The following is a 22711-nucleotide window of genomic DNA, read 5'->3' on the forward strand; positions in this document are numbered from 1 at the left end:
ATGTTGTATTTTTACCAAGCCGCTTGTGAAATTGATCAAGAGATCCAAGAAAACCTGGTCAACAAGCTCAAGGATAATTTTCATAGACACCCACGTATTGGGTATGTTGATGAGGTAATAAAAGCGCTGCCTCAAAAAAAGTTTGCTGATGTGATCAATGCATTGACGTTATTGGATGAACGTTTTCAGCAACAATTGCATCAGATAGGGAATGCGGATGAGCAATCCTTATGGATGCATGAATTGTTGCTGGAAGTAGATACTCATATAGGTGCTTTTGGTCTAGATCCTCAACAGACCGGTAACTTACTTCGTTATGCATTACGGGGCATGGTATACCATCATATTATTGAACATGGCGAATATCTGCTCCCTCAGCGTTACTCTGAGCCACTTACTTATATACATCGATCAACGATGGAGCATAGCATCTTTCAATATGCGTGTTTCCAGCAATCCTGTGGTTTTAGTCATGAGCAGCTCACACTTTGGTTGTGTGAGTTGATTGTTATTTATAAACAAGCCGTTTTGGCATGTTGTTTACTCCTCAATGATCAGCAAGTTGACTTACTTAGTGCTGATCTAGCGTGTTTTAACTCTGCACACTATGAGTCATTTGTACGTGTCGGACAGGATGTCGACTGTATTAATGTGGTAGAGCTCAAAGGAACTGTAAAGCGTTTAACACAGTACTCAGACTTGTACTGGAATCTGGGCGCTCTTTATGGATTACGCGCATTCATCTGCCACTTAAATGTGCACTGTGATGTGCTACCTCATGCAAGCCTATCGGGCGATAACCCGCTGATCAGTTTAATTGAGGCTGAAATTAGTAATGAAGAGACGTTGGCTGCTGCCTACAACAGTAATCAACAAGTACTCAATAAGTTAAATCTCGCGACGAAGAACAACCGTTAAGCAATTAGTCAAAGTTATCCAAAAGGAATGAATTATGATCCACGAAAACCTAGAGTCAGGCGACTCAGTCTCAGAATATTCTAAGCATACAACGGCTGTAGAATGGATTGAAATGGGATATTTAGGGGTGATTTCATCACAACAAGATGCACTCAATAAGCGAGGCCATATTATTGATTATGGTTGTGGTCCAGGTTTTTTTGCCGCATACCTTGCTGAGGAATATAAGCAAAAGATCACCGGTGTAGATATCTCTCAAGAAATGATCAATCACTGTGAAAATGAGTATACAAATAAAGATCTGTCCTTTTACCAAGTAGGAGAAAATAAACTCGCATTTGCTGAAAGTAACAGTATCGATGGGGTTGTTTCTTGTTATGTATTAATGCAGATCCCATCACATGATGAGCAGATAGCAATCTGCGAAGAAATTTATCGGGTGTTAAAGCCTGGAGCAAAATTTACCATGTTGACAATGAACCCGGCATACACCGGTGTTCAATTTGATTTTTTGCGTAATGGAGACGCTGGCCGAGTTTATTCTGCAGGTGAGAAAATGACAACTGAATTGCAGACTGATCACGGTACGTTAGAACTTGAAGATGTTTATTGGCCGACTCAGTATTATTTAAACGCTTTCAGTCGCGCAGGATTTTCCCATATCAAGTGCGTTGAGCACTGCCCTGCCTTTGGTGACAATCAAGATAAAGCGCAATTTTTAATTGTTGAAGGCATAAAAGTAAAATAATCGGGGAATAAGTCATGGAATTTAATAATACGATCCCTGAGTTGGTTTGTCGGGACATCGATAGCAGCTTGTCTTTTTATACTCACAAGCTTGGCTTTAAAGTGTTGTTTGAACGTGAGGAGCAAGGCTTTTTCTTTTTGTATAAAAACGATATTCAACTGATGTTGCAGCAACTTGGCGAAACCGCTTGGATGAGCCATGGCAATGATACGCCGTTTGGCAATGGTATGAACATCGCGTTTAAGGTTGAGAGCTTGGATGATCTTGATTGTTCTTCGCCGTCTGAGGACATATTTCTTGAAACTGAAACCATTGAATATCGTGTACTTGATGGGGTAGCCAGTGTGAATCAAGTGATATTTCGCGATCCAGATGGATATTTAATCCGATTTGTAGAACAAGTGAATCAATAGCAGTAAGGCTAAGAAGGAGCGTCGAATGTTGAGCAACTTAAAAGAGATTGGGCAGGATCCAATCATGAAGTTAATGGTTGAATTTAGTCAAGACCCAAGGCCTGAGAAAATAGAGTTAGGTATTGGTGTATACAAGGATGAAACAGGTAATACCCCAATTATGTCAGCGGTGAGTAAAGCTCAAGCGGCGCTTCTGGATTCACAACACTCAAAAGCTTATTTAGGGCTTGCTGGAAATCAGGCGTTTAATGAAGCGACCAAACACTTGATTCTTGGCGGTAGTGGTGCATTTGACCGAGCAAGTGCTTTGCAGACGCCAGGTGGCAGTGGGGCGCTTAGGCTGTTTGTTGAGCTGGCGAAACAGCTTTGTCCACAGGCGAGGATATGGTTACCTAAAGAGACCTTCCCAAACCATCCTTTAACCGCGGCAGCTGTCGGGGTTGAGGTGATTTATTATCCTTATCTCGATCCGTTGACCCAAACAGTAGATGAGCCTGCGATGTTAGCAGCATTGAGCGACGCGAGTGCTCATGATCTCGTTTTAATACATGGATGTTGTCACAACCCAACGGGTGCAGATATCACATTGGAGCAGTGGCAAGCCTTAGCTGAACTGGCTCATCGAAAAGGGTTTATGCCTTTAATTGATCTCGCGTACCAAGGATTTGGTGAGGGGATCTCTGAAGATATTACTGGGCTGCGGTTGCTGGTTAATCATCTAGAGAATGCGTTTATCTCGGTATCCTACTCAAAAAATATGGGATTATATCGAGAGCGTACTGGATGTGCGATTGCTGTTGGTAGCAGTACAACTCGATCAGAGCTTATTAAGAAACACTTGTTACAGATAGCGGGCTGCTCCTATGCCATGCCGCCTGATCATGGTGCAGCTATTGTTGCTGAGATCCTTGGTGATCAGCAGTTATTCAGTCTGTGGCAGCAAGAGCTTGGCGAGATGAGAGATAGGTTGAAGTTGCTGCGGTTAAAGCTTGTCTTATCGCTGAATGAGCTGGGCAATACACAGTTTGACTATATCAAACAGCAAAGCGGATTATTTTCGCTAACGACATTGAATATAGAGCAAATTGAGCGATTAAAATCAGAATTTGGTGTTTACATTGTAGCTGGTGGCAGAATAAATCTTGCGGGTGTTGGGTTATCTCAATGTGGCTATTTAGCATCCGCGATTAACCAAGTAGCAAACACCAATTAGTTGTGCAATATACGCTTTGAATAAGGAAAGATAGGAATGTCACACACCATTCTTACAGGAGATAGGGCGACGGGTCCGTTACACTTAGGTCACTATGTAGGTTCACTGAAGCAGCGTGTCGACTTACAAGCGCATAATCAACAATATGTATTGATCGCGGATCTGCAAGGGTTAACAGACAATGGGTTAAACCCATCTAAGGTGTCAAAAAATATTTTAAATGTATTGGCTGATTACCTTGCTGTGGGGATAGATCCTGAGAAGACAACGATCTGCCTACAATCGGCGTTACCGGCATTGGCAGAATTGACAATGTACTATGCAAATTTGGTGACGGTATCTAGGTTAGAGCGCAATCCTACGGTTAAAGCGGAAATCGCCAGTAAACAGTTTGGGCAATCTATTCCTGCTGGATTTTTGACTTACCCAATTAGTCAGGCGGCGGATATAACCGCATTTAGAGCGGATAGTGTACCGGTTGGTGATGACCAACTGCCTATGATTGAGCAAACCAATGAGATTGTCAGAAAAGTAAACCGAGTAGCGGGTAAGGATATATTGGTTGAGTGTGCCCCTCGGTTAAGTAATGTAGCACGACTACCCGGTGCAGATGGTAAATCAAAAATGTCTAAATCATTGGGGAATGCACTCACGTTAGGTGCAACAGAGGACGAGATCAGCGCAACGGTTAAAATGATGTACACAGATCCGACCCACTTGCGAGTCGCTGATCCCGGTAAAATAGAAGGGAATGTGGTGTTTACTTACCTAGACGCATTTCACCCAGATATTGAGTTAGTACAAGGGTTAAAAGCGCATTACATGCGAGGTGGTCTAGGCGATAATAAAGTAAAGTCAATTTTAGAAGAGTGCTTACAAGAAACGTTACGACCGATCCGTGAACGTCGCAGTCGCTTCTTAGCAGACAAAGCGATGTTGATTGACATCTTATCACGAGGCACTGCACAGGGCGTCGTCAAAACCAATGAGGTACTGTACGATGTTAAGCAGGCATTTGGATTGAATTTATTAAAGTAAGTGCATGATGGCCGATTAAAGTTAAACGGATAAATTCAGTGCACCGGATATGATGGCTTTAGAAATCGTCTGGTAGCGATTATTTGCATTGAGTTTTGCGCCAGCGTTTTGTAAATGGAATAAGACGGTACGCTCTGAGCAGCAGAGGATTTTTGAAATTTCCCAGCTACTTTTGCCTTCAGCTGCCCAAGTCAAGCACTCTGTTTCTCTTTTGGTCAAAGTGGTATCACTGACGGAAGGTTTTGAGTCGATGCGTTTTAACGCATCTTGCAAAGCTGGCACAATGAGTTGAACAAGGGGAAGTGCCCTATTAAATTTTGACACACTGTCACTTTGCTGATTTTTCAGTGCAAAGCTTATCATGCCAAATTCTCCTAAATTGTTATGAAAGGGGATACTGAACCCAGACTGTAAACCCGCTTCATGGGCTTTTTTTATCACTTGTAGTTCTTGTTTCGAGTAACGCTTATCTTTTTCTAAATGAGACCAGATAATTGGCAAGTAATTATCCATAGAATAACGGACTATCGGATCGACTTTAACAAGCCCTGTATCATCATAATATTGCCGCCAACTCTGGGGGTAATTATCTAGAATAAGTACATCAGAACGCGTAATCGATTGTGGCATAATAAGGCCGATTAAGAAGTAATCATATTCAATGATGTCTAGGAGGCGGCTCAAAAGCTCTTTGACGTCTTCTAATGTGGATGCAGTCTTTAACTGCTCAATAATTTCGAAGGTACTCTGCATAACCATTTTAAATACTTCTAATTGAGATTTGGTAACTAGATGAAATTAACCATCTCTTTGTACATGAGTGAAAGCGCGCTCAAGGTCGAAATCACTAATATTGTATACCGACTTTGCTTTTGGTTAATTAACCGTGATACAGGCTGACCAAAAAAGTAACCTAGGTACATACCCGGTACTAAACATAGGCCTAAATACAGTGACATTGTTGAAAAATGTCCAGTCAACGCCAGTGCAGCGATAGAGAGCAAAGACGAGAATACAAACGCGACGGCAAGGTTAGCTCTTACAAATGGGGCACTTTGAAATTGTAAAAGGAGTGCCAATGGTGGTCCGCTGAGGCCTGCTAAGGTGCTCATCACACCAGCAACTAAGCCGCTTGAACAAATATTCAACCGAGTCAATGCAAAAGAGCTGCTCATAAAACTTAACACGACACCAAATAGCACAAGTATCGAAGCAATGGTAGGGAAGGCTTGGCTGTTTATATTAAGTAATACAAGTGTACCTATTAGTGTTCCGATTAACAGTCCTACACCGGTATTGCGAATATGGAAGGTGCTCAAGTGTGCTCTTTCTTTATGCGCCATAAAGATGGTAAGAAATAAGTAAGCAAAGAGGAGTGGACCAGGTATTAATTTGGGCTCGATAAAGCCCAGTAATGGGATCGCGACCAGTCCGGAGCCAAAACCGGCAGAGGCTTGCAAAAATGAGCCTGTTGCCATAATTAAGGTAATGAGAATAATATCAACGACGCTTAAATCCATAAAAGCATTCCAATCCTTACAATGCGTTTATTTGAAAAAAATAAATATTCTCAGGTATTTATTGAGGGTAATTCACCTAGAGAAACATGTGATATGCCGTCTTACTATAGTGTTTGAGTGGACGGTAATGAGTTATAAATTACCGTAATAGGTATGAAGTGTCCATTAGTCAGGCACGTGGAAAACGGCTTGAACCTTATCTTTTTTTTATAGGTTTTATACTCTATTGATTTTACATGATTTTTATTTACACCCAGCACGAATAATTTTAATACTTTATCGATTGATAGATTTTTTCACATAATAATTAGGCTAGAAATAATCTGGTCTTTATTTCAAAAAGGCACAACTTCCCATAAAAAATCGTTTTATTTATTCAATAAATCAGCTCTATTAATTCCAATTCGTAAATTAATTATTTAAATGAGATGGTATGCATTAAAGTCAGTAGAGACATCTCTCCAAATTGCATCGACTCATAATGAATTATCCATGAATCAAGGTATGTGCTTTTAGGTGGCTGGTATTTTTAACTTCATAATTTCGAATAGTTTTTGAAAAATGTATGTAACTAATCTGACCTATTAATGAAAAAAGTCATTTTCAATCCGTAGACTGCGCCTGCTCACAATTGATTATGTTTTAGGAACACTCTAATGAAAATAAAATTTGCTGCGCTCGCAGTGTCTATTGCTTTGCTTTCAGGTTGTAATGACGATAATACAAACACCATCGAAGTCATTAAAGAAGTCGAGGTGATTAAAGAGGTTGAAGTCAGCCCAGCACCGGTTACTGCTGTTAAAAATGTGATTCTAATGATTGGTGATGGTATGGGGCCGCAGCAAGTTGGTTTGTTAGAAGAATATGCCCAGCGTGCACCTAACTCTGTTTATAACAGCAAAAACAATGAAACTGCATTATCCAAATTGGCCAATCACGGTCATTTAGGTTTGTCTTTAAATGCACCCCATGGCTCCTCAGGTAGTTTGGTGACTGACTCAGCTTGTTCTGCAACGCAGTTGGCAACAGGCATTGCGGCTGGCTCTGAAATGATAGGCTTAGATACCGAAGGTAATAAAATTGCGACGATTTTAGAAAAAGCCAAAGCAATGGGAAAGGCGACAGGTTTGGTATCTGATACGCGTATCACTCATGCAACGCCCGCTGCATTTGCGGCACACTAACCACATCGCTCTTTAGAAAATGACATAGCGACAGAGCTTATTTGGTCGGGTAATGTCGATGTTATGCTCTCGGGCGGTGCACGTGCATTCTTGCCTAAAGATGTGCATAAAAATGAAGACGCCAAAGCGCAGCTTGCTGAATTGGGCATGCCTGCTGACATGTATTCAAATTCCAAACGAGATGATGAAGATAATCTGGTTGTTCAGGCAAAAGAGCAGTATGGGTATCATTTGGCATTTGATAAGTCGCAATTGGCCGCTACTGAGGGTGAGAAGCTACTAGGTCTGTTTGCAAATTCAGGTATGGCAGATGCGATTGCATATAAAAAATGCCTGGCTGAGAATGCATGCACACAGCCTTCATTAAAAGAGATGACAGTTAAAGCGCTCGATGTTCTTTCTCAAGATGAAGATGGTTTCTTTTTAATGATTGAAGGCGGGCAAATAGATTGGGCTGGTCATGCCAATGATGCAGGCTGGATGCTCAATGAATTACTGAAATTTGATGAGGCCGTTGAAGCTGTCTATGCGTGGGCCAAAGAGAGAAGTGATACGCTGGTGGTTGTTACTGCGGATCATGAAACAGGCAGTTTTGGCTTCAGTTAGACGACGCATAATAAGCCTGAAACAGGGGTACATTTACCTGGTGATGGTATGGGTGAGCATACTTATAAGCCAAAGTTTAACTTTGGTCCGCTTGAGCAATTGGACAAGCTGTACAATCAGACCGGCACGTTCTTTAACGTCATGGCTGATGTAAATGTTAATAATGACTTTAGCAATAGTACGGATCATCAGTGGCAAGAAGCTATCAAGAATAACACCGCGTATGAGGTCAGCATTGAAGAGACTGCGATTATGCTCGAGACGAAAGGCGTCGATAGTGAAAACAGACCTTACCCTGCTTTTTCAGATTTTTCAGACTTTTATGTATATGGAAAAGATGACTTTACTGGCAAAATTGGCCGAGTGCTTGCCAAGCACCAAAACGTTGTGTGGGGAACCGGAACACACACCGCTGCACCAGTGCCAGTATACGCATTTGGACCAGCGGGTGTTACTCAACAGTTTTCAACACTGCAACACCATGTAGATATTGCCAATAAGATGATGGCGGCACTGGGTGTCAACGAATAGCTTACTCAATCCAAACGTCCAAAGCCATCTAAAATGATGGCTTTTTTGGCTAATGTCTATGGGTCGTAAGGAAATCAATAAAGGCAGATTTGGGCAGTGGCTTACTATAAAAATAACCTTGGCCAAAATCACAGCCTGCTTGTTTTAATAATTCATGCTGAGTTTCCGTTTCAATGCCCTCGGCGATGACCTTAAGCCCAAGTTGATGTGCCATTAAAATCATGGTTTCACACAACACCAGATCATCTTGATTGTGTTCAATACCGTCGACAAAGCGCTTATCTATCTTAATAAACTCTGTATCCATTTGTTTGAGGTAGGCAAGAGAAGAATAGCCTGTACCAAAGTCATCTAAAGCAATAGCAAAGCCTTGTTGGATCAGTTTTGTTAAACGTTTTTGGCTACGTCCTTCGCCTTGCATCATTAATCCCTCCGTTATTTCTAGCACCAGCATATCGGGTGTCAGTTGGTGTTTGGCGAGTTGCTGTTGCCATGCTAACAATGTGGTATGTTTTGCGCTGAATTGGATCGGCGAAACATTAATGCTCAGTTGTATGTACTTGTTGAGTGTTCTCGTTAGTTGTAATACCTGAACTGCCTGATCAAATGCAAATTCACCGAGTTGATGGATCAACTGGGTCTCTTCTGCAAGAGGAATAAACTCAGCTGGACTTATCATACCTTTGTCTGGATGTTGCCAACGGATAAGTGCTTCTGCTTTTGTAATTTGCTGAGTGTGCATCGAGACAATAGGTTGAAAATACATTTCGAATTGGTTTTGTGTCAGAGCTTGGCGCATATCTTTGAGTAACAGGATCCGTTGCTCTGCTTGCTCTCTGAGCTCGGCGCTGAATAGTGCAAAGCCATTTCGACCTATTTGCTTGGCTTTGTACATGGCTTGATCCGCTGCTTTTAATAGCTGCTCGGTGTTTTCACCATCTTTAGGTGCTAGGGCGATCCCTATACTTGCAGCGATATAGCAGGTTTCATTATCCAATTTGAATGGGGCTTTAAGTGCCTCCAAAATATTTTCTGCGAACTCTGAAGCACAATGTTGATCGGCGCAACGATCGTATATTAGCACAAATTCATCGCCACCAATTCGAGTTAATCGCGCCGATGATTCAGTCAGCTTCTTGAGCCGCTTTGCGATGTCTTGTAGCAGTAAATCACCGTAATAGTGGCCTAATGTGTCGTTGATATCTTTAAAGTGATCAATATCGAGCAGTAAGACGGCAAAGTTATGTTCCGGCAAACCAAAAAGTGTATTAAGTTGCTTTTTTAGGCTGGTGCGATTTGGCAGATCAGTCAGCTCATCAAAGTGGCTTTGACGCCATAATTGTTCATCCTTTTGCTTTTTATCAGTAATGTCAGCAAAAATACCGACTCGACGATAGGGTTCATCATGTTCGTCGTAGACGGTATCTATGGTGAGCCATTCCGTATACAGCTCACCGTTTTTACGTTTGTTGATGATCTCACCTTGCCATTTTCCCGTGGTGACAAGCGATTGCCAAAGTTGCTCATAAAAACTCGCATCATGACGGCCTGAGCTGAGTAGCGAGGTCGTTTTGCCAACAACTTCATGTTGTTCATAGCCTGTGACTTGTGTAAAAGCGGGGTTGGTATCGAGAATATATCCCTGTGCATCTGTGATCACCATACATTCACTGCTGTTGTTATAAGTCATCGCCGCTAGATTAAGTGCTTCCTCTTGCTGCTTCTTTTGACTTATATCACGCATTATCAAGATGGCTTCGCCATTATGCTCAATTCGTTTTATTCGTATCTCAAAGACTTTCTGGTATCCATTTTCTTTATGCACATATTCAAAATAAGTACTGGGTTGGTTGGGCAGCATCGCCAGTGCGGCTTTAATGCGAATATTAATGTGGTTTGGAAAAACCTCTTGGATGGTTTTTTTATTACTGACTCTCTCGCCATGACTATCTAATATCTGTGCGCTTTTGCTTAATCGCAGATAGTTGTCAGGGAGTGCTTGGATCAGCGTGTTCAGCTCAGCATGTTTATTATATGCAATGGTTTCAGCATCAAGTCGTACGGCTGCCATTTGGTCAAAATGTACCGCAAGCTTACCAAGCTCTGCTGGCATATCTTTTTGTTCTAATTTTTGTGCTTTACCATTTGCCAGCGCGCCAATGGCGTTACTGAAATTATTCAAAGGGATTAATAGGGAGCGGTTTAATTGAATGCGTCCAAACCAACTCAGCATGAGAATCGTCAATAAAAACAGTACAGTCACCAGCAAAAACTGCGTGTTAACTTCATGTAAGACGTCTTCAAAAGGAAAGTCAAAATAAATGTTGAGCTCTGACTGCGGTGCTTGCAGGGGCAGTCTGAAATAGACATGATGAAATCCATTTTCATCTTCTATGGTTTGTATTGCGTGCAATTGTAAGTCGGCAGGCCAATCATCGCTTACCGCGCGGCCCAGTGGTTTGTTAGAGTAGGGGTATTCAGCAACAATTTGTGCATAGTTATCTGCGACCATCACACGCGTACCGATAGGTAGCGGTAAGTGAGACAGGGACTCGCTCCAATTGGTGAGCCTTCGCACCGCAAAGATGACCATCTCTAATTGGTTGTTTTGATAGACAGGTTGAGCGAAGTTCAAGGTTTCAGTGTAGACACTGCGATCTTGTTGGTATTCGCCAATACTAAACGCGCCTGTAGTAATGGCTTGTAGAAAATAAGCGCGATCTGCAATGCTGATTGGGGCTTTGAGCGGCTGTAAAGAGCAAAACACATGACCATCTGGGGTTGCCAACCCGAAGTTTGCAAACTCTTGATTTATCAATAATGCATGTTCTAGTAGCTGCGGACAGCCTTGTTGCTGCGTATCCAATAACGCAGGATTTTTTGCTAGGCTTTGCAGTAGGTATTGCGTATCCGTAATATCCACTCGTTGCAAAGTTGCAATTTGGTTGGCGAAAAACAACGCATCTTGTTCTTTGCTATGCAAAATATCCAGACGCTGTGCAACTAAAAGTGCAAATACCGCTAAAAACCCGGGAATAGATAGCACCAGCATTAGTCTAAAAAAACGTTGTTTTATTGATGAATAAAGAATAGTCACGTCTCAATTTGTAAATACATGTATATGATAACCGCGACTGTGTAAATCGCCAAACCTAAGTATTACATATCTATTTTTCATCTTATCTTTGATTGGTTTATAGCTTTTTTAGCGTATTGCATAGAGAAGTATTTTTCATTCTTGAGATAATTGCTTTTCGTAAATTTAATATTAATCTGCGCATTATTTTGATGCATCTCCACTTTTTACCACATGAATCATAAACTTCTTTGAAAGCCTCATTTTTTCTGGTTTTTTGCTTGTTTATAAAGGCCCTCTTAGCTTGACAAAATGGCTTGTCAAGCCCTAGACTTGTCAATTGTGGTAGAATGTGGGTTAAAGTGGATCAAATTGGATCAAAATGTACATTTCTTAGCTTATAAGGCTGTGGCTAGATGTTTCGTGGTGCGAACTTAATTAGCCTCGATGATAAAGGGCGATTTTCGATACCGACAAAGTATCGCGACACCTTATTGTCTGAAGAAATGGGCACGGTTATTTGTACCATTGCGATTAATGAACCTTGTCTTTGGGTGTATCCACTGTCTGAATGGCAAGATATTGAAGCGCGTTTACAAAAACTATCAAATACAAATCCACGTGTTAGACGGTGGCAAAGAATGCTACTGGGGCACGCGACTGAATATCAATTAGATAAAAACGGTCGTATTTTATTGGCACCTGCGTTACGCAGTTATGCCAACCTAGGCAAGAAAGTAATGCTTGTAGGCCTATTAAATAAGTTTGAGATCTGGGATGAGGCGCGTTGGAACGAACAAATGCGGCTCGATACAGAGATTGAGCGCAGCGGCGACGTTGAAGACAGCTCAGATCTTGATGGTTTTTCTTTATAGAGTATAGGTATAGCTCACAATTATGAGTTCAGAATTAGAACATATATCGGTGTTGATGAATGAGACGCTCGATGCACTAGATATTAAGCCCAGTGGCACTTACATTGACGGTACTTTTGGTCGCGGCGGTCACTCGGGTCAAATTCTGAAGCGTTTGGGAGAGTCTGGGCGTTTGCAAGCAATAGATCAAGATCCTCAAGCTATCCAAGCGGCGCAGAAGTTTGCTCAAGATCAACGCTTTTCGATAGCACATAATCGTTTTTCAAACATTGCTCAAGTTGCTGATGAGGCCGGTTTAACCGGGCAAGTAGATGGTATTTTGTTGGATATTGGCGTGTCTTCTCCACAGCTAGACGATGCAGATCGCGGGTTTAGCTTTATGAAAGATGGCCCTTTGGATATGCGTATGAATCCGGACGCAGGACGCAGTGCCGCCCAGTGGTTAGCTGAAGCTGAATTGGAAGACATGGTGTATGTGATCAAGAAATACGGTGAAGAGAAATTTGCGCGACGAATTGCGCATAAGATTATTGAAACACGGGCTGAAACGGACATTACGACCACTAAGCAGTTGGCGGACTTAATTGACGAGGCGGTGCCTGTTAAAGATAAGCATAAACACCCTGCAACACGCACATTCCAAGCCATCCGTATTTATATTAATAGTGAGCTGGAAGAAATCCAAACCGCGCTGTCGGCTTCATTGGAGGTGTTAAAGCCAGGTGGCCGTCTTGTTGTGATCTCATTCCATTCACTTGAAGACCGGATCGTGAAGCAATTTATTAAAAAGCAAAGCAAGGGGGAGGCCATTCCTAGAGGTTTGCCGTTAACCGATGATCAGATCAACAAAAACTTGACGTTAAAAGCGATTGGTAAAGCGATTAAGCCCAGCCAAGCTGAAATCAACAGTAACCCCAGAGCAAGAAGTTCAGTGTTACGTATTGCTGAGAAACTCTAAATGGCTAAACCTGCGCAACGTAAACCTCAGTTATTTTTAGAAATTTGCCAAGTACTTTTGGCAAACAAGCTGACGTTTTTGTTACTGGTGAGTGTGTTTATATCAGCATTAGTCGTAGTACAAATCACACACTCTACTAGGCAGCAGTTGATTTTGCAGGATAAATTACTTCAGCAGCGAGATGAGCTCGATCTGGAATGGCGCTATTTACTCGTAGAAGAGGAGTTTTACTCGCAGCATGCAAGAATTGAAGAAATCGCGAAAACGCAATTAAAAATGTTGCGCCCTACCAGTAAAGAAGAGCAGGTTATTGAGTTGCCATGAAAAATAAAAATAAGCCTTCTCAAAACTTGATTGCATGGCGCTTTATATTGGTGTGCGTCATGTTGGTGTCTGTGTTTTTGGCATTGATAGCCAGAGCTGCTTATTTACAAGTGATAGAGCCTGATAAAGCGCGCGAGGAAAATGCAAAACGCACCGTTAGGAAAGAAACCTTGCATGTTCAACGTGGCATGATTTATGACCGCAATGGTAAAGAGCTTGCTGTGAGTGTTCCGGTGGTGAGTGTCTATGCGGACCCTTATGCATTAGAAAAAGCGTTGAAAAAAAGGGTGTTGAGACAAGCGAGGAAAAACCGTGAGGATCATGTCGCGCTTGCTGAAAATGAAGCTGAACTCAAATCGCGTACTCAGCAGTTATATCAAACTCAGGCCCGGTGGCGAGAATTATCAGATGTGCTTCAATTACCTGCAGAACAAGTGAACGGAAAATTACGCGGTAATGCAAAGCGCAGATTTGTATATTTAAAACGCCAAGTGACGCCTGCGGTCGCTAAGTATATTCGCCAAATGCGGTTGCCTGGGATCCACCTACTTGATGAGTCAAAACGTTTCTACCCAAGTGGAGAGATTGCCGCTCATGTACTTGGTGTCACAAACATTGATGGTGTTGGGATTGAGGGAATAGAAAAACGCTTTGATTCTGCATTAACGGGTACTGAAGGGCTAAGAACAATACGAAAAGATGCACAAGGTCGTGAAGTTCAAGTGCTTTCAGAAGAGGAGCGTGTTGAGCCAGAAGACATTCACTTGAGTATTGATCATCGTATTCAGACGATAGCCTATGTCGCATTAAAATCAGCCGTACTGACTTATCAAGCCACCTCTGGTTCTGCCATGGTGGTCGATGTGCACACAGGTGAGATACTCGCGATGGTGAATAGTCCTAGCTTTAACCCTAACGACATGAGCACTGCAGCACCTTACAAGCGCAGAAACCGTGCTATTACTGACTTGTTTGAGCCCGGCTCTACCCTAAAACCCTTAGCCATCCTTGCGGGCTTGGAGTACGGTGTGATCACAGCTGATGAAATCATCGATACCTTTCCAGGTTGGATGCGTTTAGGCGGCAGTTTAGTGAAAGATACCCGTAATCATGGTGAGATGTCATTACGTGAAATACTTAAGGTGTCGAGCAATATGGGGGTTGCTAAAATCAGCCAAAGGCTCCCCAAAGATGATTTTGTTGGTATATACCAAAAAGCGGGGTTTGGTGAAGATACTGGAACCATGATGATTGGTGAAAGCTCAGGCTTATTTTACCCTAATCGAAGGTGGTCAGATTTTGAAATAGCCACTCTATCTTACGGTTATGCAGTATCTGCCAGTACAGCTCAAATAGCGAGGTTGTATGCAACAATTGGGGCCGGTGGTATTTCTCGGCCTTTGACGATTTTAAAGCAAGATGAGCCACAACCAGGTGAGCGTATTTTCAAAGAGGAAGACACCAAAGCGGTGATTGCCATGATGGAGTCTATCTTTGAAAAGGGGGGGACTGCATCCATGGTTAAAGTGGATGGCTACCGTGCAGCTGGCAAGACAGGAACCTCAGAAAAAGCCATCGCTGGCGGTTATGGTGATGAATATGTTGGTTATTTTGCTGGAGTAGCTCCGGCGAGCGACCCGCGTCTGGCTGTTGTGGTTATGGTGAATGAGCCAGGCGGTGATGTTTATTATGGTGGTCAAACTGCAGGGCCAGTATTTGCTGAAATCGTGTCCAATTCATTACGTATGCTCAATGTTGCACCGGATAAAGAACGAGTAGCCTATATTTCAGGAAAAAATGACGATGCGTGACTTAGCTGAAGTACTCAAAAATTTTGGAGTAGTGAGTCCCCAAATATTTATAAATGCATTGCGTTTAGATAGTCGAGAAGTCACTGAGGGTGATTGTTTTATCGCTATTTCAGGGCATCAGTTAGATGGCACTGAATTTATCTCAATGGCAGTTAAACAAGGTGCCGTTTGTGTCTTAGTTGATGAAAAAGCCACAGTAGGGTCCCTTGAAGTACCCATAATTCGTATCGCTGACTTGAAAAGTAACTTACCCAGTATTGCTGCACTGTTTTATCATAACCCGAGTGCAGAGATGGCTGTTGTGGGTGTAACTGGTACTAATGGTAAGTCGACAACTACAGCGATGATAGCCAGCTTGGCTACCCACTGTGGTTCGCCAAGCGCTGTGATTGGTACGCTTGGTTATGGGGCGCCTGACGAGTTAACACCGTTGAATAACACCACGCCATCGGCGGTATTGTTGCAGCAAATTTTCAGTGAGTTACAGGCTGATTTTAATCAAGTCGCAATGGAGGTGTCGTCGCATGGTATTGTGCAGGGCAGAACCGCACAGGTTGACTTTAATGTTGCGGTATTTACCAACTTAAGCCGTGATCATCTAGATTATCACGGCGATATGAACAGTTATGCTCAGGCGAAAAAGCGCCTTTTTACGGACAGTTCTGCACGATATAAAGTGCTGAATATTGATGATAAGTATGGGCGACAATGGCTAGATGAATTAGCTCAAGGAGCGTGTGTTGTATATGGTGAAAAACCAGACAGGCATAATTATCAACACTATGTTTTTTTTCACGATGTGGTATGCGACCAAAATGGTATTTCTCTAAAGCTTGATACTACTTGGGGAGATGTAGAGATCACCACAAATTTGTATGGGCTGTTTAATGTATATAACTTAGCAGCAGCTATCGCGGCGCTGTTGGTACAGGGTTATAAATTAGAACAACTGCAGGCGGCTGCAACTAAGTTAGTGCCAGTTGATGGTCGCATGCAAGCATTTAGAGCCGCTAACTTTCCTACCTGCATCGTTGACTATGCACATACACCTGAGGCGTTAGCGCTTGCACTGAAAGCGCTGCAACAACATGTGCCGGGCAAAGTGAGTTGTGTATTTGGGTGTGGTGGTGATCGCGATAAAGGCAAAAGACCTTTGATGGCCCAAGCGGCAGAACAATTTGCCGACACAGTGGTGATTACCAGTGATAACCCTCGAAGTGAAGATCCAGACACAATAATCGCTGATATTAAGGCTGGGCTCAGTGAGCCTCAGTATGCTGTGTCGCAACCTGATAGGGAGCTGGCTATTCGATTTGCGATTGAACATGCTGACAAAGACAGCGTGGTATTAATTGCAGGTAAAGGCCATGAAAACTATCAAATTATAGGAAATCAAACACTGAGTTTTTGTGATAGAAGCTTGGTGAAATCAATTTTACAGGGGGAAAGTGCATGATCAAGATGGATTTCTCTTGGCTTGCAGAAGTGCTTGAGGCCCCTTTTAGTGGGCAGAATTTGGCTGTTGCCAACATCAATACAGATACAAGAACAATAACAAATAATGAGGTTTTTTTAGCTCTGAAAGGGGCTAATTTCGATGGTCATAAATTTGTTATTGAAGCAAAACAAAAAGGGGCAATTGCAGCGATTGTCTCAGAGCCCGTGGATGTTGATATTGTTCAGTTTGTTGTTACTGATACACGAGTAGCATTAGGTCAGCTGGGGCAAGCTGTGATGGAACAGGTTGCACCTAAGACTGTAGCAATCACAGGCAGTGTAGGTAAAACCACGGTTAAAGAGATGACGGCGGCAATTTTGTCTAAACGCGGAAAAGTTCTTGCGACCAAAGGTAATTTTAATAATGACATTGGTGTGCCATTAACTTTATTACGATTATCTGAAGATGATGAATATGCAGTGATTGAACTGGGTGCAAACCACATTGGTGAAATTGCTTATACAAGCGGTTTGACCATGCCGGATGTCGCTGTTGTATGTAATGTAGCACCGTCTCATTTGGAAGGGTTTGGTTCTATTGAAGGCATTGGTCAAGCAAAAGGCGAAATCTTCGGCGGGTTAAAAGCGGGTGGCGTTGCAATCGTAAATAGCGACAGTGAGTTTGCGCCTATGTGGGAAGCCAGTTTGGCAGGGCAATCAGTCAAGCGCTTTTCAATGCAAGATAAGTTGGATGTGTGGGCCGAAGATATTCAGTTAGACGAATTTGGTTGTGCTGCATTTAATTTATGCACAGAGCAGACATCACATCAGGTGAAGTTGGCGTTGCCAGGTAAGCACAACGTCATGAATGCGGTCATCGCGGCCTCATTGACTTTGCCTCTTGGATCAACCCTCTCGGAGATTGCACTCGCGCTAAAAGACATGCCAGTTGTGAAAGGACGCGTTAATGTAATTGATGTATCAAAGACATTACGCGTTGTGGATGATACATATAACGCCAATGTGCGCTCGGTAAAGGCCGCAATTGAGCTGTTAAAAGACATGCCAGGGACAAGAGTACTGGCGTTAGGTGATATGGCTGAGTTAGGAGAGGATGCTCGCGCTTATCATACTGAAGTCGGTGAATTTGCTAAACAACAAGGCATTGATGCTGTGTTCACACTTGGTGTGCTAAGTCGTAATGCCAGTGAGATATTTGACAAGCCAAATCGGCACTTTTCTACTCGCGAGCATATGTTAGAGGCGTTATCGCAATTTATTAAGAATGAAACTGAGCAATGCACTTTATTAGTTAAAGGATCGCGCAGTGCCCGTATGGAGCTATTGGTCGCTGATCTTATTTCAGCGCATTCAAACTCAGAAAGTGGGGACCGATAATGTTAGTTTGGTTAGCTGAATATTTAACACAATACTACAGTGGTTTTAATGTCTTCTCCTATTTGACGGTGCGCGCAATCTTAGGCATTTTGACTGCGTTACTGATCTCGCTGTATTTTGGCCCTAAACTGATTCGTGCATTACAGCGCATGCAAATTGGTCAAACTGTGCGAGATGATGGCCCGGAGTCTCATTTATCAAAATCTGGCACGCCTACCATGGGTGGGCTACTCATCTTAGGTGCTATTTTTGTAAGCTCATTGATGTGGGGTGACTTAAGCAACAAGTATGTATGGGTAACGTTATTTGTAATTGGTTCTTTGGGTATCGTTGGCTTTGTGGATGACTATAGAAAAGTGATACGCAAAGACAGCAAAGGTCTGATCGCGAGATGGAAATACTTTTGGCAGTCGGTAATTGCTATTTCTGTTGCTGCATTTTTATATTCAACTACCACCTCACCAGAAGAAACCTCTTTAGTTGTTCCTTTTTTTAAAGATGTATTACCCCAACTCGGCCTGTTCTATCTTGTCATGAGTTACTTTGTGATAGTGGGGACGTCTAACGCCGTTAATTTAACCGATGGATTAGATGGGTTAGCCATCGTACCAACTATTTTGGTGGCGGCTGCATTGGCAATTATTGCTTATTTAACAGGTAACGTGAATTTCTCAAATTATCTCCATATTCCTCATTTACCATTGGCGAGTGAACTTGTTGTTGTTTGTACAGCCATTGTGGGAGCTGGGCTTGGATTTTTATGGTTTAACACATACCCCGCTCAAGTGTTTATGGGAGATGTCGGGTCACTTGCTCTAGGTGGTGCACTTGGGATCATTGCCATTTTGGTCAGGCAAGAATTAGTGTTAGTGATCATGGGGGGCGTATTTGTTATGGAAGCGCTGTCAGTTATTTTACAAGTTGGTTCATATAAATTACGTGGTCAACGTATTTTTAGAATGGCACCCATCCATCATCACTATGAATTAAAAGGGTGGCCAGAACCGCGTGTTATTGTGCGCTTTTGGATCATTTCGTTCATCTTAGTTTTAGCTGGTTTAGCGACGTTGAAGATTAGATAAATGAGTTACTTAGATACGCTGAAGCAAAAAGAAGTCACTGTGCTAGGACTGGGAATATCAGGCCTTGGCACGGTGCAGTTTTTGTTGCAGCACGGAATTTTACCTAAGGTCGTTGATACCCGCTCTGTGCCGCCTGGTGCTGATTGGCTCGCGCACAATGCGCCTGAGTGTGAGGCTGTATTTGGTCCACTTGCGGAGGGCGCATTGCTCAAAGCCGATGTTATTGTGATTAGCCCAGGGATCCCGCTATATGATAGGTATGTTGCCGAGGCGATCACATCCGGCATTGAGGTCATTGGCGACGTCGAATTGTTTGCCCGACTGAACACCACACCGATAGTTGCTGTAACAGGGTCAAATGGTAAATCAACAGTCGTGAGCCTTGCACATGCAGTGTGTCAAGCCGCAGGGTTGAAAGTTGGCCTAGGTGGTAATATTGGCACTTCAGTATTAGAGTTTCTCGACCAAGATCTTGATGTCATTATATTAGAGTTATCTAGCTTTCAGCTCGAAACGACGCGGAGCCTGAAATGTACCAGTTCTATGATCCTAAACATTACAGAAGATCATATGGACAGGTACCCTGATTTTGACGCTTATTGCGCGGCTAAAAAGCGTATATATCAGCAAACAGATTGCTTGGTTTACAACATACATGATGAAAGGACGCATCACACACATCCACATGCGGTGAGTGTGGGGTTAGAGGGCGCTGACTACTGTGTATTACCTACATCACAAGGCGATTATTTTTGTGCGGATGGACAACCTGTTTTGAGTGTTGAGCATTTAGCTTTATCTGGTAAACACAATCAGTTTAATGCGTTAGCTGTGATGGCATTGCTATCTTCTTTTAAGATTGAGCCTGATGCATTTAAGGCCGCTTTTTTAACGTTTACCGGCCTCTCACATCGCTGTCAACTGGTAGCTGAGGTAGCTGGTGTGAAGTATTTTAATGACTCAAAGGCAACAAATGTAGGTGCGACTGTCACCGCACTTGAGAGCTTACATAATGATGCTCAAAAGATCATTCTTATTTTGGGTGGTGATGCTAAAGGGGCCGATGTCACCCCATTGCAAGCACCGATCCTCGCTCATTGTCGAGCCATTTATTGTTTTGGTAAAGATGCGGCGCTATTTTCAGCGATGCATCCGCAGAGCAACTTAGTGTCATCACTAAAAGATGCGGTACTCGGAGCAAGCCAACTGGCACAGGGCGGCGATATTGTATTACTAGCACCCGCTTGTGCGAGTATTGATATGTATCCAAATTATATGGCCCGTGGTGATGAGTTTTGCAAATGGGTTGAGGAGCTTTAAATGATTGCGGCCATCAACCTAAAAGGCATTTTCGAATCTAAAAAAGCGGATACGTTGTTTGATTTACCTTTGCTTTATGCAATGTTATGCCTGATAGGTGTTGGGTTTGTGATGGTGACGAGTGCATCGATGCCAGTTGCGGAGCGCCTTTTTGATAATCCTTACCATATTATCGTGCGTCATGGCATGTTCTTATTCATGGGCATGGTGCTATTTTGGTTGAGTACTTCAGTGTCAATGATGTGGTGGAAGCGGTTTAATCCTTATTTGCTGCTGCTCGGTGTATTAATGCTGATCTTAGTGCTTATCGTCGGACGAGAAGTTAATGGGGCAAAACGGTGGATCCCTGTAGGTCCGGTGGGTATTCAAGCCGCAGAAGTCGCAAAACTCTTTTTTATTAGTTATATCGCCGGTTACTTAGTTCGAAAACGGGATGAGGTACAAGAAAATATTAAAGGCTTTGCAAAACCGATTGTCGTGTTTGCGGTGTATGCGTTTTTAATCCTTATGCAACCAGACTTAGGCACTGTGGTGGTTATTTTTGTCACTACCGTAGGGTTACTATTTCTTGCTGGCGCTAAGCTGTGGCAGTTTTTTGTTTTGATGCTCACTGGCATTTTTTTGGTGATAATGCTGATTATTTTCGAGCCTTACCGAATGGCAAGGGTCGTGGGTTTCTTAGAGCCTTGGAAAGATCCTTTTGGTAAAGGCTATCAGCTGGTGCAGTCATTAATGGCCTATGGACAAGGCGGCTGGTTTGGGCAAGGGCTTGGAAATAGCGTTCAAAAACTTCAGTACCTCCCTGAAGCGCACAATGACTTTATTTTTGCTGTCATAGCAGAAGAGCTTGGTTTTATGGGCGTTGTTTGTGTGTTGTTAATGTTGGGGACTTTGGTGTTTCGCGCTTTGATAATAGGTCAGCAAGCACTTAAGTCACAAAAAGAGTATGAAGGGTATTTAGCATTAGGGATCGGTATTTGGTTTGCGTTTCAAACCTTGGTTAACGTGGGGGCAAGTGCAGGAATGTTGCCGACTAAGGGCTTAACATTGCCTTTTGTATCCTATGGTGGCTCAAGTTTACTGGTAATGACCATTGCAGCAGGTTTACTACAACGTATAGATTTTGAAACCAAAATGTCGACAAGGCAAGCAACATCGAGAGGCAGTAAACGATGACAAGGCGGCTATTGGTTGCAGCTGGCGGTACTGGAGGGCATATTTTCCCGGGTATTGCGGTGGCGGAAAAATTAAAACAACTCGGTTGGGAAGTTTCTTGGGTTGGCACTGAAGATAGAATGGAATCTCAGGTTGTGCCAAAACATGGTTTTGATATCGACTACATAAAAGTGAAAGGGCTACGAGGAAACGGGTTAAAACGCTTAATTAAAGCCCCTTTTATGATTATTAAAGCGATTTTTGCAGCGAGAAAAATCATTAAAAATCAAAAGCCCGATGCCATACTTACGATGGGTGGGTATGTCACAGGGCCTGTGGGGGTCGCAGCTAAAATGCTGGGGGTACCACTAATAATTCACGAACAAAATGCAGTCGCTGGTTTTAGCAATAAATTACTGGCGAAGCTTGCTACGCGCGTGCTGTGTGCTTTTTCTGGGGCATTTAAAGGTCAGAGCTATGATGTGGTTGGCAATCCAATTAGGGAGTCTGTGTCACAGATCAAAGCTAAACACATTGACCAGCAAATAAATTGCTTAGTGATTGGTGGGTCACTCGGTGCTAAGGCGCTGAATGAAGCAATGCCGAGCGTGTTTTCTTCACTTTATGGAACAGCAAAGGCGTCATTGTCAGTTTGGCATCAAAGTGGTAAGGGCAACGGCCCGTTAGTGACAGGCTCCTATGAACACAGTGCATTCGCATATAAAGTCACTGAGTTTATCGAAAATATGGATCAAGCCTATGAATGGGCTGATATTATTATTTGCCGAGCAGGCGCACTGACGGTGAGCGAGGTCGCCGCCGCGGGTAAAATGGCTATATTTGTGCCATTACCTCATGCGGTGGATGATCATCAAACGTTAAACGCGCGTGCGCTAGTAGATGAAAATGCGGCTCTACTAATGCCGCAGTCGGAATTAAACGAGCACAGTATGGTTACTTTGTTAAAGCCATACTTTGAAGAACCACATTTAATTGAACAAAAAGCAGAGCGTGCTAAAGCATGTGCGCAATTAGATTCTACAAATACCGTGGTCGAAATAATTAAACAAGTTACAAGTTGAAGAGAAAGTTGTGAAAGAGAAT

Annotated in this window: 18 protein-coding genes and 1 pseudogene; 16 read left to right on the forward strand and 3 right to left on the reverse strand. The window is 42.8% G+C overall.

Annotated elements, in window-relative coordinates; genetic code table 11:
* From N473_RS23730 to trpS, 5 genes are read left to right on the forward strand one after another with little or no spacing between them, the layout of a single operon-like run.
* On the forward strand, window positions 1-918 hold the full coding sequence (locus N473_RS23730; protein WP_063370098.1) for a hypothetical protein: 918 nt from the start codon (window positions 1-3) through the stop codon (window positions 916-918).
* Window positions 919-952: 34 nt separating this feature from the next.
* Entirely contained in the window at window positions 953-1666 is a 714-nt protein-coding gene (locus N473_RS23735) for a class I SAM-dependent methyltransferase (RefSeq protein ID WP_063370099.1), read from the forward strand.
* A 14-nt stretch (window positions 1667-1680) separates the two neighbouring features.
* Window positions 1681-2079, forward strand: coding sequence for a VOC family protein (locus N473_RS23740; protein WP_063370100.1), 399 nt, complete (start codon window positions 1681-1683; stop codon window positions 2077-2079).
* Window positions 2080-2104: 25 nt separating this feature from the next.
* Window positions 2105-3292 (forward strand): aromatic amino acid transaminase, encoded by a 1188-nt coding sequence (locus N473_RS23745; RefSeq protein WP_063370101.1) that lies wholly within the window; start codon window positions 2105-2107, stop codon window positions 3290-3292.
* Window positions 3293-3328: 36 nt separating this feature from the next.
* A complete protein-coding gene (gene trpS / locus N473_RS23750; RefSeq protein WP_063370102.1) occupies window positions 3329-4330 on the forward strand; it encodes a tryptophan--tRNA ligase in 1002 nt (333 codons plus the stop codon).
* A gap of 21 nt (window positions 4331-4351) precedes the next feature.
* On the opposite strand, the gene N473_RS26810 is transcribed toward trpS, so the two are convergent.
* Both N473_RS26810 and N473_RS23760 read right to left on the reverse strand, forming a co-directional pair.
* A complete protein-coding gene (locus tag N473_RS26810) occupies window positions 4352-5089 on the reverse strand; it encodes a helix-turn-helix transcriptional regulator (protein ID WP_081221409.1) in 738 nt (245 codons plus the stop codon).
* Window positions 5090-5118: 29 nt separating this feature from the next.
* Window positions 5119-5850: a sulfite exporter TauE/SafE family protein gene (locus N473_RS23760; protein ID WP_063370103.1), complete on the reverse strand. Its 732-nt coding sequence runs from the start codon at window positions 5848-5850 to the stop codon at window positions 5119-5121.
* A gap of 656 nt (window positions 5851-6506) precedes the next feature.
* On the opposite strand from N473_RS23760, the pseudogene N473_RS23765 reads away from it, so the two are divergent.
* Window positions 6507-8171, forward strand: a pseudogene (locus N473_RS23765) (alkaline phosphatase).
* Between the two features lie 49 nt (window positions 8172-8220).
* On the opposite strand, the gene N473_RS23770 reads toward N473_RS23765, so the two are convergent.
* Window positions 8221-11223: an EAL domain-containing protein gene (locus N473_RS23770; RefSeq protein WP_155735726.1), complete on the reverse strand. Its 3003-nt coding sequence runs from the start codon at window positions 11221-11223 to the stop codon at window positions 8221-8223.
* Between the two features lie 440 nt (window positions 11224-11663).
* Here N473_RS23770 and mraZ point away from each other — a divergent pair, with 440 nt between their 5' ends.
* The 10 genes from mraZ to murG are packed head-to-tail and all read left to right on the forward strand — an operon-like array spanning window position 11664 to window position 22689.
* Complete coding sequence (mraZ, locus tag N473_RS23775) at window positions 11664-12122, forward strand: division/cell wall cluster transcriptional repressor MraZ (RefSeq protein WP_063370104.1); 459 nt, start codon at window positions 11664-11666, stop codon at window positions 12120-12122.
* Window positions 12123-12144: 22 nt separating this feature from the next.
* Window positions 12145-13080: a 16S rRNA (cytosine(1402)-N(4))-methyltransferase RsmH gene (gene rsmH / locus N473_RS23780; protein ID WP_063370105.1), complete on the forward strand. Its 936-nt coding sequence runs from the start codon at window positions 12145-12147 to the stop codon at window positions 13078-13080.
* Window positions 13081-13404, forward strand: a complete 324-nt coding sequence (gene ftsL, locus N473_RS23785) for a cell division protein FtsL (protein ID WP_039608204.1) — start codon at window positions 13081-13083, stop codon at window positions 13402-13404.
* On the forward strand, window positions 13401-15215 hold the full coding sequence (locus N473_RS23790; protein ID WP_063370106.1) for a peptidoglycan D,D-transpeptidase FtsI family protein: 1815 nt from the start codon (window positions 13401-13403) through the stop codon (window positions 15213-15215). Before ftsL ends, N473_RS23790 begins: the two co-directional genes overlap by 4 nt.
* Window positions 15208-16671 carry a UDP-N-acetylmuramoyl-L-alanyl-D-glutamate--2,6-diaminopimelate ligase gene (murE, locus tag N473_RS23795; protein WP_063370107.1) on the forward strand — a complete coding sequence of 488 codons (1464 nt, stop codon included), beginning with the start codon at window positions 15208-15210 and terminating at the stop codon, window positions 16669-16671. Before N473_RS23790 ends, murE begins: the two co-directional genes overlap by 8 nt.
* Window positions 16668-18050, forward strand: a complete 1383-nt coding sequence (locus tag N473_RS23800) for a UDP-N-acetylmuramoyl-tripeptide--D-alanyl-D-alanine ligase (protein ID WP_063370108.1) — start codon at window positions 16668-16670, stop codon at window positions 18048-18050. The genes murE and N473_RS23800 overlap by 4 nt, the downstream gene beginning before the upstream one ends.
* On the forward strand, window positions 18050-19132 hold the full coding sequence (mraY, locus tag N473_RS23805) for a phospho-N-acetylmuramoyl-pentapeptide-transferase (protein WP_063370109.1): 1083 nt from the start codon (window positions 18050-18052) through the stop codon (window positions 19130-19132). The genes N473_RS23800 and mraY overlap by 1 nt, the downstream gene beginning before the upstream one ends.
* On the forward strand, window positions 19133-20452 hold the full coding sequence (gene murD / locus N473_RS23810) for a UDP-N-acetylmuramoyl-L-alanine--D-glutamate ligase (RefSeq protein WP_063370110.1): 1320 nt from the start codon (window positions 19133-19135) through the stop codon (window positions 20450-20452).
* Window positions 20453-21628, forward strand: coding sequence for a cell division protein FtsW (gene ftsW, locus N473_RS23815; protein WP_063370111.1), 1176 nt, complete (start codon window positions 20453-20455; stop codon window positions 21626-21628). It abuts the gene before it with no gap.
* The gene (gene murG / locus N473_RS23820) at window positions 21625-22689 is read left to right on the forward strand and encodes an undecaprenyldiphospho-muramoylpentapeptide beta-N-acetylglucosaminyltransferase (protein WP_063370112.1); all 1065 of its coding nucleotides are present in this window, start codon (window positions 21625-21627) and stop codon (window positions 22687-22689) included. Before ftsW ends, murG begins: the two co-directional genes overlap by 4 nt.
* The last annotated feature ends 22 nt before the right edge of the window (window positions 22690-22711 follow it).

This window comes from Pseudoalteromonas luteoviolacea CPMOR-1, assembly GCF_001625685.1.
GTDB classification, from domain to species: domain Bacteria; phylum Pseudomonadota; class Gammaproteobacteria; order Enterobacterales; family Alteromonadaceae; genus Pseudoalteromonas; species Pseudoalteromonas luteoviolacea_K.

Excerpts from the sequence above, each read along its gene's own strand:
- N473_RS26810 (WP_081221409.1), bottom strand. The coding sequence starts at position 5,089 with ATGGTTATGCAGAGTACCTTCGAAATTATTGAGCAGTTAAAGACTGCA.
- N473_RS23800 (WP_063370108.1), top strand. The coding sequence starts at position 16,668 with ATGATCAAGATGGATTTCTCTTGGCTTGCAGAAGTGCTTGAGGCCCCT.
- N473_RS23730 (WP_063370098.1), top strand. The coding sequence starts at position 1 with ATGTTGTATTTTTACCAAGCCGCTTGTGAAATTGATCAAGAGATCCAA.
- murD (WP_063370110.1), top strand. The coding sequence starts at position 19,133 with ATGAGTTACTTAGATACGCTGAAGCAAAAAGAAGTCACTGTGCTAGGA.
- N473_RS23770 (WP_155735726.1), bottom strand. The coding sequence starts at position 11,223 with ATGCTGGTGCTATCTATTCCCGGGTTTTTAGCGGTATTTGCACTTTTA.
- murE (WP_063370107.1), top strand. The coding sequence starts at position 15,208 with ATGCGTGACTTAGCTGAAGTACTCAAAAATTTTGGAGTAGTGAGTCCC.
- N473_RS23790 (WP_063370106.1), top strand. The coding sequence starts at position 13,401 with ATGAAAAATAAAAATAAGCCTTCTCAAAACTTGATTGCATGGCGCTTT.
- N473_RS23745 (WP_063370101.1), top strand. The coding sequence starts at position 2,105 with ATGTTGAGCAACTTAAAAGAGATTGGGCAGGATCCAATCATGAAGTTA.
- trpS (WP_063370102.1), top strand. The coding sequence starts at position 3,329 with ATGTCACACACCATTCTTACAGGAGATAGGGCGACGGGTCCGTTACAC.
- mraZ (WP_063370104.1), top strand. The coding sequence starts at position 11,664 with ATGTTTCGTGGTGCGAACTTAATTAGCCTCGATGATAAAGGGCGATTT.
- ftsW (WP_063370111.1), top strand. The coding sequence starts at position 20,453 with ATGATTGCGGCCATCAACCTAAAAGGCATTTTCGAATCTAAAAAAGCG.
- mraY (WP_063370109.1), top strand. The coding sequence starts at position 18,050 with ATGTTAGTTTGGTTAGCTGAATATTTAACACAATACTACAGTGGTTTT.
- N473_RS23740 (WP_063370100.1), top strand. The coding sequence starts at position 1,681 with ATGGAATTTAATAATACGATCCCTGAGTTGGTTTGTCGGGACATCGAT.
- ftsL (WP_039608204.1), top strand. The coding sequence starts at position 13,081 with ATGGCTAAACCTGCGCAACGTAAACCTCAGTTATTTTTAGAAATTTGC.
- murG (WP_063370112.1), top strand. The coding sequence starts at position 21,625 with ATGACAAGGCGGCTATTGGTTGCAGCTGGCGGTACTGGAGGGCATATT.
- rsmH (WP_063370105.1), top strand. The coding sequence starts at position 12,145 with ATGAGTTCAGAATTAGAACATATATCGGTGTTGATGAATGAGACGCTC.
- N473_RS23735 (WP_063370099.1), top strand. The coding sequence starts at position 953 with ATGATCCACGAAAACCTAGAGTCAGGCGACTCAGTCTCAGAATATTCT.
- N473_RS23760 (WP_063370103.1), bottom strand. The coding sequence starts at position 5,850 with ATGGATTTAAGCGTCGTTGATATTATTCTCATTACCTTAATTATGGCA.